This is a genomic window from Bradyrhizobium sp. USDA3010 (genome assembly GCF_056429065.1).
Window position 1 is genome coordinate 89,028 of record NZ_JBWJZD010000014.1, and the last position, 13,176, is coordinate 102,203.

Here is a 13,176-nt window from a genome sequence, read left to right on the forward strand (position 1 = left end):
GTCACGGCCTGGCAGCGACGAAACTGCGCATCTTGCCGGGATTGAGCAGATTGTGCGGATCGACCTCGCGCTTGAAGCCCAGTTGATCGGCGTCGGCGCGCTTGTAGCGGCTGCCGTCCTCGACCGTGTAGACGTGCGGATTGGCGATGAAAACGCCGCGCTCCTCATGCATCCGGATGATCTCGTTCAGCCGTTCAGCGCTGCGGTAGCGCACGACCGGCAAGCCGCTGCAGGTGACCCGACCACCAAAGCGGATGAACTCGAGATGTTGCAGCACCTCATCGGGAAACAGCGCCCTCATCTCGGCAACTTTCTCCATCAGGGCATCATGCGGATAGAGACTTTGCAGATAGGTGACGGTGCGATCGGACTTCAGGACCTGCAGCGTGGTGTGATTCCAGGTGTATTCGTAGAGCGGCACCTGGCCCGGGCCGTCATCGGTCGGGGTCTCCAGCGTGATGGTCCCGCGACGACCGAGCAACGATTTAAAGCTTTCGAGCGACGGCTCGGCGATCATTGCGATCAGGATGCTCTGGCCCTCGGCCACGCATGGTCTCAACGCACCGAAGTAGGACGGAAGCGGCCAGCTGACCGGCGACAGCAACTTCTTCGTGATGCCATCGGCAAGAGCTGCCTCGTAGCCGACCGCCACCGCATCCAGGAAGTCGTCGAAGCAGACGACGACGTCGATCCAGCGCCAGGCAGGAGCCAGCGGCATTTCGAGTGCTGTGATGATCCCGGTGGTGCCATAGGCGCGGTTGATCTTTTGTGCCGCCTCGCCGCGCAATTCTATGATCCGGGGCGTTTCCTCGACGGTGACGACCCGTGCTGCCTGGATATTGCCCGGTTCGCGCAATCCACCATACGTCACAGATCCGATGCCGCCGGAGCCGCCGGCAACGAAGCCACCGATCGTCGCCGTGCGCTTGGTGGACGGATGCATGCGCAATTCCCAGCCCGTCGGCTGCAGCTCGGCGTCGATGGCATTGAGCTTGGCGCCCGCGCCAACCCGTATCGCTCCGGGCGCTGTCCATTCAATGGCTGACAACGCCATGATATCCAGCAGCACCCCGCCCTTGAGCGGCACGGCCTGACCATAGTTTCCCGTGCCGCCGGCGCGGACTGTCAGCGGCACGCGATGGCGCGCGCAGGCCGCGGCGAGACGAAGGACGTCGCGCTCGTCCCGCGGGACGACGATCAGGTCCGCTGATTTATCATTCAGCAGATCGTTCAGGATGGGGCTGTACCAGAAGAAGTCGCGCGAACGGCGCCGCACCACCTTGTGGTCGCTGATCACCGTCATGTCGCCGAGATCGGCGACCAGCCTGTCCAGTGCGCCGGCTGAAACTTCGCTCACGATGTCTCGCCCCGGCTGCATTGCACCTGGCTGAGCTCGGACAGTACCTCGTCCGACCTGACGACAAAGCCAAAGCACTGGCGAACGTTGTAGAGCGTGGCAGCAAGGCAATAATCTGGCGACGTCGTGGCCGTGCAATCCTGCAGCAGCAGGCAATCGTAGCCGCGGAAGTTGGCGTCCTGCAGCGTGCACAGCACGCACTGGTCGGCATTGACGCCGGCAAACATCAGTGTCGTGACGCCGAGATTGCGCAGAATGCTGTCGAGCTCAGTATCCTGGAAACCCGACATCCGGTATTTTGCGACCTCGATATCGGAGGAGCTGACGGCGAGTTCCTCGACGACGGCGGCAGACCAGCTGCCACGCTCCAGCACTCTCGCCCCGGACCGCGGCAGCGCGTCGCCGAGCCCGACGCCGGCGCCGCTCGGCTTGTAGACATGCAGCAGTGCCGGGCTGAGATTGAGCCGGTCGGGCCGGTTACCCCAGTTGACCCAGATCACCGGCAGTCGGCAATCGCGCAGCACCGGCAGCAGACGCCGTAGCGGTTCGATGGGTGCACGCGCCGGCGCAATGTCGACCCCGATATGGGCCAGCCAGCCGTCCGGATGGCAGAAATCATTCTGCATATCGACGATGATGATTGCGCTGCGCGCAAGGTCGATCGAAATCACCTTGCCGTCGGCCCGGAGCCTAACCGGGCGCGGCGCGGCCGGCTGTCGTACCAAATCGGCGCGGCTCTCCGACACCAGCCAGCGGTTGCGCTCGCTCGAGCCCAACGGCGTCAGCGGTTCGGCGGCCGGGTCATGGCGGGGAGCGAAGTTCATGCCTGGTGCCCCTGCAGCACGCGAAGATCCTCCGCATCGAGCTCGACCGGCTCGCCGCCACGGATCAGCTCCGCAAATCCCTCGTTCGGCGTCATCACCGTGAGCGTGTAGAGCTTGCCGGCACCGGTATTCTCGATCAGATGCTCGGAGCCTGGATGCAGCAGCAGCGAATCGCCCTTCCGGATCGGCACCGTCTTGCCGTCGCAGCTGGCAAGTCCTTCGCCGTGCAGGACGTGGAAGAACTCATGCGCAATGGCGTGCTCGTTCGGCGGCGTGGCGCCGCCGGGCCGGAAAATCTCGATGACGAAAATGTTGTCTATTTGATCGGTCGTATGATCGAACAGGATTGCGAAATAGTTCGTGTCGTTCGGCGAGATGCGAAAGGCCTTGGCCTTGGCCTTGGCAAGTTGCGCGATACCGAATGCCATGCATCAGCTCCTGTCGTGGTCAGATCGGCCCCGGCCGATCAAACGCGGTGCGGGTCGCAACCGCCGCCAGCGGATATCGGACGATCTCGTCGACGAGCGCGACCAGGCGCGCGGCCGCGCGCTCTACCACCATCCTGCCGAGCTCGGCGGTAGCCCTGGTGGCGTCGCCGCAGGCGCCCTTGGGGTGCAGATCCTGGGTCTGCCAGCCGAATTTGACGACGCCTTCGAGCCCCAGCATCTCGAAATCGCGCGCGATCCGTGTCGTCGCGGGCTCGAAGTTCTCGGCCCGGCTCATCACCACGGAGTCCGGCGCCAGATGCAACATCACACTGGTCTCGATCTGGCCGCCGTGAATCCCGTGACGGATCTCGTCCGCGTCGAACAGATCGGTCATGTCAATCAGTTGCGGCCACATCGTCGTCGCCGCGAACATGCCCAGGCGGACGCGAAGGTCGCGGCAGACGATCTCGAGCAGCTGCGGCTGACCGCCATGCGAGTTCAGGAACAGGATCTTGCGGATCCCGGCGCGGTACACCGACTCTCCGATCTCGGACCACACCTTCCCAAGCGTTTCATACGAGAGCGTCAGCGTGCCCGGAAAAGCCAGGTGCTCGTCGGACTTGCCGTACGGCAACGGCGGAAGCACGAGCGCGGGACAATCGGGGCGCATCAACTCGACCGCGCGGGTCACTATCCCCCATCCGATCGCCGCATCGACCTTGACCGGCAGATGCGGTCCATGCTGCTCGACGGCGCCGACCGGAAGGATCGCGACCGCTCGTTCGCCGTCGAGTTCGGCAAAGTCACGTGTCGAGAGATCCCACCACCAGCGAGATTTGACTGCCATTGCAAGACCCAAGCCGTTGGCCGGCCGCGCATATGCGTCGACCACCGACGGAGGATTTTGCACGTGCATCCATCACTTCAAAGCGCTTAGATTCGGCAACCCTGTTGCCTTTTGGGCAACGGCGCGCCATGGTCGCCGCATCATCTTTCAGATCGGTAACAATGCTGCACAGCCGCCTCCTGAGCTACATCGACGAGGTCGCGCGGACCGGGTCGATCCGCAAGGCGGCAAACCACCTCAACGTCGCGGCCTCCGCCATCAGTCGCCAGATCCTCGCCCTCGAAACGCAACTGGGTACCCCGATCTTCCAGCGTCTGCCGAAGAAGCTGATCCTGACCGCCGCGGGCGAAGTCCTGATCGGGCACATCCGGCAGACGCTGAAGGAGTTGACGCGGGCTCAGGCAAAGATCGAGGAACTCAAGGGACTGCGCCGCGGCGAGATTACGGTCGCGATGATGAGCGGGCTCGCCTCCAACCTCGTACCGGGCACGGTGAAGGAATTCCGCCTCGCCAACCCCCGCGTCAAGCTGAACCTGACGCTCTTCAATACCGGGGCGGAGATCCAATCCGCGGTCGCAAACGGAGAGGCCGATCTCGGGATCGGCTTCGATTTCGCCAAAGATGCGAACCTGAAGTTGCTCGCGCGCGCGGTCGCTAGGCTTGGCGGAGTGATGGCCCCGGACCATCCATTGGCGAAACGCGCCAGTATTCGTCTCAACGACTGTGTCGACTTTCCGATTATCATTGCCGACACCAGTAGCGCGATACGACCCTACCTCGACGCCGCTTTCACCAGGACCGCGCTGGATCTCCGGCCGATCATCGAGACAAATTCCATCGAGATCATGAGGCACGCCGCAATCCTGGACAACGGCATCACGTTCCTCACTCCGTTCGACATCGAGTTCGAACGCCGGGCGGGCCGGCTCGCTTACGTTCCGGTCCGCGAGCTCACCAATGATGCCCAGGCGCTGATGCTGATCGGCCACGAGCGTGGCACCAGCGCCATTGCGAGTGTTCTCGCCGAGATGCTCAAGGCGATGATGCAGGATACAATCTTGTAGACCGACTGCAGCGGCTTCGAGCGAAGCAGACACCGGTTCGCGTGGAAGAAAACGCGCCAATCCGACAAGCTGGAGCTTCGGCGCAAAGATATCTGATGCGCGACCGCATCGCGAACCCAACTCCCGATGCCTGGCCGTTATCGGGGCCCACCCCCGACGTGCTTGCATAAATGGCCGCACGATTGAATATTCGCTGCACTGTTTGCAACGATCAGGACCATGCCGATGAGCGCCAAGCTGGAGCCGCGTCGACTGCACTATTTCATGGAGGTGCTCAATAGCGGCTCCGTGCGCGGCGCCGCCGGTGCGCTTGGCATGGATGCCTCGGCGGTCAGCCGGGCGCTCGGCCTGCTCGAGAGGGAGTATGGCGCGCGCCTGCTCGAACGGCGAGGCCGCGGCGTTGCGCCGACCGACGCCGGCCAGCTGCTGGCCGCCTACCTGCACCGCCAGCAGGGCGAACGACAGGCGCTGCTCGCGCAAATGGACAGCATCCGCAAGGTCGAGTCGGGTCATATCGATCTGGTGACGGGCGAAGGTTATGTCGACTGGCTGGCCAGGAGCTGCCTGTGCCGCTTCATGCAAACCCACCCGAAGATCACGATCAGCCTCGACATCGGGAGCACCGACGAGATCGTGCAGCAAGTCGTCGGAGAACGCGCACATATCGGTGTCCTGTTCAATCCGCCTCGCGACGATCGACTGCGCTCGCACCATTCGCAGCCGCATCCGATCAGGGCCGTGGTGCCGCGCGGGCATCCGCTGACCCAGCTCGGTCGGCCGCTCAAGCTCGCCGACCTCGCACCCTACCCGGGCGCCGCAATGCATCCGAATTTCGGCCTGCGCCAGCATGTCCAGGCCGCCGAGATCAGCGAAGGCGTCCGCCTCAATTTCGCGTTTACGACTGCCTCGTTCGATGCGCTCGCCCATTACGTGACCGCCGGACTTGGCTACGCATTGGCGTCGCGCCTTGCGATGACGGAGGCCGACGCCGCCAAGGTGGTGGCGCTGCCGATGAAGAACGCGCTGCTGCATCGTGGCCGCACCCATGTGGTGTCGCGTCAGGGACGTACGTTGCCGCCCGCCGCGATGCAGCTGCTGCGGATGATGGTCGGCGAGATGCGATCACCGGGAAGCAGTGCGCGGTAGACTGAGGCAGGCCGCGCCTTTGCGACCTCAATCGCGACGCGCCGTTGCCGGAAACCAGAACGCGACCTGCGGAGGCGGCCGAAACGGCTTCCAGCTGCCCATCGGCTGGGCGAGGCGATCGGCAATCACCCACAGCGCCGGCGCGTGAAAGCCAAGCCCGATATGCGTCGTGTTCACCTCCACGTTTTCGCGCTCCCCACCCTCCTGCTCCAGGCAGGCGCGCCACGCCACCACGCCATCGGTGCGGGTATAGATCGATGTTGTCGGCACGGGGATCGGGTGCGCGAGGCGGCTGATCCGCTCGGCGGTCGGCGGCTCATATTTCTGACCGGTCAGGAGCCGCCAGATCGCGCGGACATTGCTCGCACCCGGAGCCGCGAACGGGCTGCCGAGCGTGATGACCATCCGCACCGCCGTGGGGATCTGCCGCGCAACCTCGCGCGCGATGATGCCGCCGCGGCTCCAGCCGACCAGACTGACCTTCGAGCCGCCCTGCTTTTCGAGTTCGATGACTCGCGCCGCCACGGCGGAGAGGTCCGCGTCCGGCGCGCGCACGTTGCGGCCGCGGCCCCATCCATGAACCTGATAACCGAGGAACTCGAGGAATGAGCGTATCGCCAATGTCGACCGGTCATCGGCGCCCAACCCGGGCAGAACCATGACCGGATGCCGCTGCCCCCGCGGCGCGGTCGCCAGAAGCGGCGCCGCCACGGCAAGAAGCGCCGGGATGTCGAGAATACCGCGCCCTTCCGCGGCAAGCAGCGCGAGCGAGGGTGGTTCGACGGTCTGCTCGTCACGTCCCATGAGCAACGTCCCTTGTTGATGGTCAAGAATAGCCCGGCAACCGTGCATCGCCGGCGAGCACGAGACGTCAGTTCGGCGGCGCGGCCTTTCCGAATACCCCACCGATGGCCCGCAACAGCCAACTCGGCTGATACTTGATCCATTGGACCGCCAGCTCGTTGGCAATTCCTGCGACATGTACCGGCTTTCCCGCCATGCAGGCGCGATAGCCCTTCTGCGCGACGGTCTTCGCATCCATGATCATCATGCTCGGCATATTTCCGAGATTGGTGCCGTGGACCATTCCGGTGTCCGTCACGCCGGGACACAACGTCGTCAGCGTGATCTTGCTGCCGCTCAATTCCTGGGACAATGCCTCGCCGAACGACAGCACATAGGCCTTTGACGCGGCATAGACCGCAAAGTTTGGCACCGGCATGAACGCCGCGACTGACGCAACATTCAGGATCCGTCCACTGTTGCGCTCGAGCATCGGCGCGAGGAAGAGACGAGTCAACGCCGTCATGGCTACGACATTGACCTGCAGCAGCCGCAACTGGTCATCGAGGCCGATTGCGCTGACGCGTCCTTCGAGCAGAAGGCCGGCATTGTTCACCAAGAGGTCGACCCGCACGCCGGCGTCCTTCAGCGAATCGAACACCGCCTGCGGCGCCGCCGGCTCGCTCAGATCGGCGGCAACGATGGTCACCTTGGTGCCGTGATCGGCCTTGAGCTCGCGGGCAAGCTCCTGCAGCTTGTCGCGGCTGCGCGCCAGCAGCACGAGGCTGAATCGATTGGCCGCAAGCACGCGCGCGAGCTCGAGACCAATGCCGCCCGCTGCGCCGGTCACCAGCGCGCATTGACCTTCATTTCCGCTCACCGACATGAGGCGCCTCGCTTCGCTGCCAGAACGGTTCTGCGCGATCCACGAACGGCGCGCGCAACAAGCCGCCGCCGCGCCAGACGACGTGCGTCGCGCCACACCAGCTCGGCAGGCGTGCCGGCGCACTTCCGGTCGGCAGCATATGTGCGGGAGAACCGTTCGATCGCCCGCAGCAACGCCTGGGCCTGCTCGAATTGAGCGGCCGTTTCGTTCACCTCACCAAGCGACCTGCGCAACGGCTCCAGCACCTCGATCCGGTCGACATGGCTCGACAGTCGGGCCTGCGGATCGCGATTTTGTATCGCCGGCATCACGTCACCGAACGATCTTGGCCGATCGCTCTGACGACGTCGAGGGCGACGGCCTCGACTGGCTGCAGCCCGTCGACGGTTCTGAGGATGTTCCGCGATCGATAATAGTCGACCAGCGGCGCGGTCTGCTCGTTGTAGGCGTCGATACGGAGCTTGAGCGTTTCGTGGTTGTCGTCGGCGCGCACCGCACCGCCCTGCTCTCGCGCTTCGCGGGCCCGCGCCTCGATCCGGTCCAACAACACCGTCTCGTCGGCCCGGAGCTCAACGACGTGGTCGATCGCCAGACCTTCGGTATCGAGCAGATCATCGAATCTGACTGCCTGTGCCATCGTCCGCGGGAAGCCGTCGAGCACAAAGCCGCGCTCGGCATCCGCTTGCGAGATGCGTTCGATCACCGCGGCGATCACGAGCTGATCCGGAACGAGGCCACCACTCACCATGATATCCTTGACCTTCCGTCCGATGCCGGTGTCCGCGTCGACCGCAGCACGCAGCATGTCGCCTGTCGAAAGGTGCGGTATGTCGTACTCCTCGACCAGGCGCCTCGCCTGCGTTCCCTTGCCCGCACCGGGCGGCCCCAGCAGAACGATCCTCATCGCATGTGTCCCGATATTCGCTTGATCACCGGCAGCTTTCCGACGGAGCGTCGAGCAATCTGGCTCCGTGCGAGCCGGGTTGCTCGAATTGTCCTCACGCCATCGCCAGCCGCGCACTGGGAGCAGGCCGCATCGACAGCAGCAACAGCAACCCCGACAACACGTAGAGCGCCATCACGAAGTACATGCTGTAGATGTTGTCGCCGGTGCCTCGCACGATCAGTCCATTGATCGAAGGGCTGATCGCCGGACCGAGGTTGCCAAGACTGCTGATCAGCGCAAGCCCTCCGGCGGCGGCGCCGGTGGAAAGATATTCGCTGGTCAGCGCGAAGAACAGCGGCGTTGCCGACGCAATTCCGATCACCGCAAAGGACAGCGCAAGGATTGACCCGACGAGGTTGCCTTGCAGCATCGTCGTGATGAACAGGCCGAAAGCGGCGATCGCGACGCAGGCGGCGTAGTGCCAGCGACGCTCGTGCCACTTGTCGGAGTGTCGGCCGATCAGGATCATGCCAATGACGCCAGCGGCATTCGGGATCGCGGCATAAACGCCCACAAGGAACAGATCCTTGACGCCCCAACTCTGGATCAGGGTCGGCATCCAGAACACCATCGTGTAGGTCGCGCCGAGCAGGAGCAGATAGACGAACGACAGCACATAGACCTTGGGGTCCTTGAGCATCTGCCCGAACGTTCCCGAGGGTTCGCTCGCGATGTCTTTCTCATCGCGCCGGAAGGCGTCTTCGAGCAAGGCTTTCTCGTCCTTCGAGAGCCACGCGGCCCGCTCGGGCTTGTCCTCGAGCAAGGCGTAAACCAGGATGCCAAGAATCAGCGCCGGCAGGCCCTGGACGAGGAACAGCCACTGCCAGCCATGAAGACCGCCGGCACCGTCGAGGTATTTCAGGATCGAGCCACACAGCGGGCCGGCGATTACAGACACGATCGTCGTCGCCGACATGAAGGTGGCGATCACCTGTCCCCGCCGCGCCGACGGATACCAATAGGTGAAGTACAGGATCACGCCGGGAAAGAAGCCGGCCTCGAACACACCGAGCAGGAACCGGACGAGATAGAACTGGAACGGTGTCGACACGAACATCATGGCGGCTGCCGCGAGCCCCCATAGCACCATGATGCGCAGCAGGGTCTTGCGCGCGCCGATCCGCTCCAGGAGTAGGTTGCTCGGCACCTCGAACAGAAAATATCCGACGAAGAAGATGCCAGCGCCGAGACCATAGACCGCATCGTCGAACGGCAGCGTCTGCTTCATCTGCAACTGTGCGTAGCCGATATTGATGCGGTCGAGATAGGCGATCATATAGGCGATCAACAAAAGCGGGATCAGGCGCCAATCGATCTTCGAGAACAGGGATTTGTGCGCCGGACTTTCCAATACCGACAGAGATCCCTTTGCGGCGGGTGGGTGCATCCTGGTGTCCTCCAATGTTCTTTTGAGTCCGACGCCGAGCGGGAGACCGTGGTGGCGTCCCCAGCTCCGGCGATGTGACGCGTTGAAGGCCCGGGCGCCTAGCTGGCCCGGCTCGCCTTGTCGTTTGCGGCGGCCGGCGGCACCTCGTCTGTCTGGATGACCGTCACCGACGCCGCGGCCGCCGGTGCCACCTTCGATTGAGCCGCAGCCTGCGTCGTCAACTCGACGATCTCGGCCTCGACCGGCGGCAGGGCTTCGATCGCGCGTAGGGCCGCCCGGAGATGCTCGATCATCTCGTAGGACTCGTCCTGCGTGAGTACACGCCGGCATGCGGTCAGACCGAATTCGAGTAGGCCCGCATAGCTGTGCACCGTGATGTTCAGCGCGCTGCCGTGATAGGGGATCGAGACCGGGAAATAATGCACCATCCGTGCACCGGCCATGTAGAGATGCTGCCCCGGCCCCGGCACATTGGAGATCAGCACGTTGCCCGCTGCCGGCATGCGGCTGGCGAGGTTGGAGCGCCCGAGCAGTGAGGCGAGCCCGGTCATCAGCCACGGCGAACCTGTGATCGGCACATCGACACCGAGCACCGGCTTGAGTTCGCGCACCACCGCCTTGGCCGCCTCGGATGACGCGTGGATCGCCTTGAAGCGGGTCGGCAGGTCATCGATATCGGTCGCCAGGTCGACGCGCACCGCCGAAACCTGGTTGTTCATCGCCTTGTCGCCTTCGGCACGCAGGCTAACCGGCACCATCGCGATCAGGGCCTCCTTGGGCAGCAGGCCGCGCTCGGCGAGGAAGCGTTGCAGCGCGATGCTGCACATCGCCATGACGATGGTGTTGACGGTACCGCCGACACGCTTGCCCAGGACCTTGATGTCGGCCAGCGGCAACGACATCGTACTGTAGGAGCGCTGATTGGTGATGGAGTCGTTGAACACCGTCTTCGGGGCCAACCCGAGGCTGAGCGAGCGCTCCCCCTTTTGCGACCGCTGGCTGGCCACCACGCTCGCGGCCGTGCCGAGCGCCTTGGCCGCCGTCGGCAGGAGCTCCGCGAGCTTGCGATATTGCTGGGCCGCGTTGTTGGCCGCCGCCTGCAATAGCTCGGTCACGCCGAGCTGGTATTGCGCGGCGGCGCGCTTGCGCCGTGGCGGCGGCACCTCGCGCATCTTGGGCGAGACATCATAGAGCACCTTGGCGAGTTCGACACCGGCCTTGCCGTCGACGCCGCTGTGATGCGCCTTGGTGTAGAACGCGACCTGGCCGTTCTCGAGGCCATCGATGACATACATCTCCCACAGCGGACGGCTGCGGTCGAGCAACGAGGCGTGCAATCGCGCGACGAGCTGCTCGAGCTGTGCCATGGTGCCTGGCCGCCGCAAGGTGACGGTCCGCACATGATAATCGAGCTCGATATCATCGTCCTCGATCCAGACCGGTTCGGCAAGCTGGAAGGGCATCTGCGCCAGTTTGCGGTTCAGCAATGCCGAGAGATGGAGACGCTTGCCGAGCATCTCCTTGACATCCTCGTAGTAGTCGCCCTGATAGCCCTCTGGGAGATCGAAGATCATGAGACTGCCGACATGCATCGGCGTCTCCGGCGTTTCGAGATGCAGGAACGATGCATCCATGCTGCTGAGTTGATCCATTCTTCCCTCCCATGACGTTGTGGCGGCGATCGCCGACTTAATGACTGTATGCCGATATCTCGCGCGTCACGGTCATTGCGTTGCGGTCGGGCCTGACGCCTCTCCGCCGCTGCCGATCCGGTTCACGCAGGCGCTCTCAGGCCTGCGCCCGGGCCGCGCGCTCTTCCTCGTCGTACAGCTCCTTCTTCGAAAGCTTGCCGACCGCGGTCTTCGGCAGTTCGGCGCGGATTTCGAGCGCCTGCACCATCTCGTGTTTGCCGAGCTTGTCCTTCAGGAACGCCTGCAGCTCTTCGAGCTTGAACGGCTTGGCGTCCGACTTCAGCTTGATGAACGCCTTCGGCGACTGGCCGCGATACTCGTCGCGGATGCCGATCACGGCGACCTCCTCGACCGCCGGATATTTGTAGATCGCCTCTTCGAGGACGCGCGGATACACATTGTATCCGCTGCACAGGAGCATGTCCTTGGTGCGGTCCACGATGAAGATGAAGCCATCCTCATCCATGTAGCCAACGTCGCCCGTGCGCAGGTAGCCGTCTGCGGTCGTCACCTCGGCGGTGGCGTCCGGCTTATTCCAGTAACCCTTCATGACATTCGGGCCCTTGATGCAGATCTCGCCGCGCTCGCCGAGCGGGACGTATCCACTGCCGTCGTCAACGTTGAGGAATTTGATGACGATGCCGGGCATCGGCATGCCGCAGGAGCCGGCCTTGCGCATGGCGCCATGCTGCGCCGGCGTGTAGGTGCCGCTCGGCGAGGTCTCGGTCATGCCCCAGCCTTCACTCAAATTGCAGCCCGTGATCGAGGCGAATTGCTGCGCCACCTCGAGCGGCAACGGCGCGCCGCCGGATCCGCAATATTTCAGCGCGCGCAGGCTGTGCTTCGGCGTCTCCGGATGGTTGATCAGCGCGGTGAACATGGTCGGCACCCCGCAGAAGACACTGACCGACTTCGTCGAGATTTCCTCGAGCGCGGCTTTCGGATCGAAACGGACGTGCTGGATGATCTCCGCGCCCATCAAGACGCCGAACAGTACATTCACGGAAAGCGCGTAGATGTGGAACGGTGGCAAGACAGCCAGGAAGCGCTCTTGCCCATCGACCAGCACCGGCGGCGAGCCGGCCGTGGTCGCCCGGTACTGCTGGCACGCGCTGGTCAGGTTGGCGTGGGTGAGCATCGCCCCCTTCGGCAACCCTGTCGTCCCGCCGGTGTATTGCAGCACGGCGATCGTCTCGCGCGGATCATCGATCGGATAGGCCCGGTAGGCGCCATCATTATGGGTCAGCTGGCCGAAGCTGATGTGACGATCATCCCAGGCGACTTCGCTCAGCTGCTTGGCCGCCTTCATCTCGTTGACGACGGTGTCGGGGTCGGCCGTGATCTCGCCAAGCGAGCCGACGACCAGCTTCTTCAATCTTGTCTTGCCCAGCATCGCCGCCATCTGCGGATAGAGCGAAACCATGTCGAGCGTGATCAGGATATCGGTCTTGCTGTCCTCGATCTTGTGTTCGAGCACCTTGGCGGCGTCTAGTGGCGAGTAGTTGACCGCCGTGCCGCCTGCCTTGAGGATGCCGAAGAACGAGATGATGTAGTGCGGCGTGTTGGGCAGATAGAGGCCGACATGAACGCCCGGCTTCACGCCAAGGAGCTGCAGGCCCTTGGCCACGCGATCGGTGAGCCGCCCGAGCTCGGCGTAGCTAATCCGCTTGCCCATGAAATCGATCGCGGGACGATCCGGCCATTTGGCGACGGCATCGCCCAATATCTTCTGCACGGGTCCAGCAGCGATCTCGATGTCCCAGCGCACGCCGTCGGGATAGGATCGGATCCAGGGCATGTCGTTCATGAGATCTCTC

Annotated in this window: 13 protein-coding genes; 2 read left to right on the forward strand and 11 right to left on the reverse strand. The window is 63.8% G+C overall.

Going from position 1 to position 13,176, the window contains the following annotated elements:
* Position 1: 1 nt before the first annotated feature.
* The 4 genes from AC066Y_RS22055 to AC066Y_RS22070 are packed head-to-tail and all read right to left on the reverse strand — an operon-like array spanning position 2 to position 3,456.
* Positions 2 to 1,360, reverse strand: coding sequence for an FAD-binding oxidoreductase (locus AC066Y_RS22055; protein ID WP_478275770.1), 1,359 nt, complete (start codon positions 1,358 to 1,360; stop codon positions 2 to 4).
* Complete coding sequence (locus AC066Y_RS22060; RefSeq protein ID WP_478275697.1) at positions 1,354 to 2,181, reverse strand: cysteine hydrolase family protein; 828 nt, start codon at positions 2,179 to 2,181, stop codon at positions 1,354 to 1,356. The genes AC066Y_RS22055 and AC066Y_RS22060 overlap by 7 nt, the downstream gene beginning before the upstream one ends.
* Positions 2,178 to 2,609 carry a cupin domain-containing protein gene (locus AC066Y_RS22065; RefSeq protein ID WP_478275698.1) on the reverse strand — a complete coding sequence of 144 codons (432 nt, stop codon included), beginning with the start codon at positions 2,607 to 2,609 and terminating at the stop codon, positions 2,178 to 2,180. The genes AC066Y_RS22060 and AC066Y_RS22065 overlap by 4 nt, the downstream gene beginning before the upstream one ends.
* Positions 2,610 to 2,628: 19 nt before the next feature.
* Positions 2,629 to 3,456, reverse strand: coding sequence for a creatininase family protein (locus AC066Y_RS22070; protein WP_478275699.1), 828 nt, complete (start codon positions 3,454 to 3,456; stop codon positions 2,629 to 2,631).
* Between AC066Y_RS22070 and AC066Y_RS22075 the strand changes: the two genes are divergently transcribed.
* Both AC066Y_RS22075 and AC066Y_RS22080 read left to right on the forward strand, forming a co-directional pair.
* On the forward strand, positions 3,456 to 4,520 hold the full coding sequence (locus tag AC066Y_RS22075) for a LysR family transcriptional regulator (protein ID WP_478275700.1): 1,065 nt from the start codon (positions 3,456 to 3,458) through the stop codon (positions 4,518 to 4,520). The genes AC066Y_RS22070 and AC066Y_RS22075 overlap by 1 nt on opposite strands.
* 225 nt (positions 4,521 to 4,745) lie before the next feature.
* Positions 4,746 to 5,666, forward strand: a complete 921-nt coding sequence (locus AC066Y_RS22080) for a LysR family transcriptional regulator (RefSeq protein ID WP_478275701.1) — start codon at positions 4,746 to 4,748, stop codon at positions 5,664 to 5,666.
* Positions 5,667 to 5,693: 27 nt separating this feature from the next.
* On the opposite strand, the gene AC066Y_RS22085 is transcribed toward AC066Y_RS22080, so the two are convergent.
* From AC066Y_RS22085 to AC066Y_RS22115, 7 genes are all read right to left on the reverse strand, one after another.
* Entirely contained in the window at positions 5,694 to 6,572 is an 879-nt protein-coding gene (locus AC066Y_RS22085; protein ID WP_478275702.1) for an esterase/lipase family protein, read from the reverse strand.
* Positions 6,538 to 7,335: an SDR family NAD(P)-dependent oxidoreductase gene (locus tag AC066Y_RS22090; RefSeq protein ID WP_478275703.1), complete on the reverse strand. Its 798-nt coding sequence runs from the start codon at positions 7,333 to 7,335 to the stop codon at positions 6,538 to 6,540. The genes AC066Y_RS22085 and AC066Y_RS22090 overlap by 35 nt, the downstream gene beginning before the upstream one ends.
* Complete coding sequence (locus AC066Y_RS22095) at positions 7,326 to 7,643, reverse strand: hypothetical protein (protein ID WP_478275704.1); 318 nt, start codon at positions 7,641 to 7,643, stop codon at positions 7,326 to 7,328. Before AC066Y_RS22095 ends, AC066Y_RS22090 begins: the two co-directional genes overlap by 10 nt.
* Positions 7,643 to 8,239, reverse strand: a complete 597-nt coding sequence (locus tag AC066Y_RS22100) for an adenylate kinase (RefSeq protein WP_478275705.1) — start codon at positions 8,237 to 8,239, stop codon at positions 7,643 to 7,645. Before AC066Y_RS22100 ends, AC066Y_RS22095 begins: the two co-directional genes overlap by 1 nt.
* 94 nt (positions 8,240 to 8,333) lie before the next feature.
* Positions 8,334 to 9,668, reverse strand: coding sequence for an MFS transporter (locus AC066Y_RS22105; protein ID WP_478275706.1), 1,335 nt, complete (start codon positions 9,666 to 9,668; stop codon positions 8,334 to 8,336).
* A gap of 98 nt (positions 9,669 to 9,766) precedes the next feature.
* Entirely contained in the window at positions 9,767 to 11,320 is a 1,554-nt protein-coding gene (locus AC066Y_RS22110) for a WS/DGAT/MGAT family O-acyltransferase (protein WP_478275707.1), read from the reverse strand.
* Positions 11,321 to 11,456: 136 nt separating this feature from the next.
* Positions 11,457 to 13,166: a long-chain-fatty-acid--CoA ligase gene (locus tag AC066Y_RS22115; RefSeq protein WP_478275708.1), complete on the reverse strand. Its 1,710-nt coding sequence runs from the start codon at positions 13,164 to 13,166 to the stop codon at positions 11,457 to 11,459.
* Positions 13,167 to 13,176 lie beyond the last annotated feature (10 nt).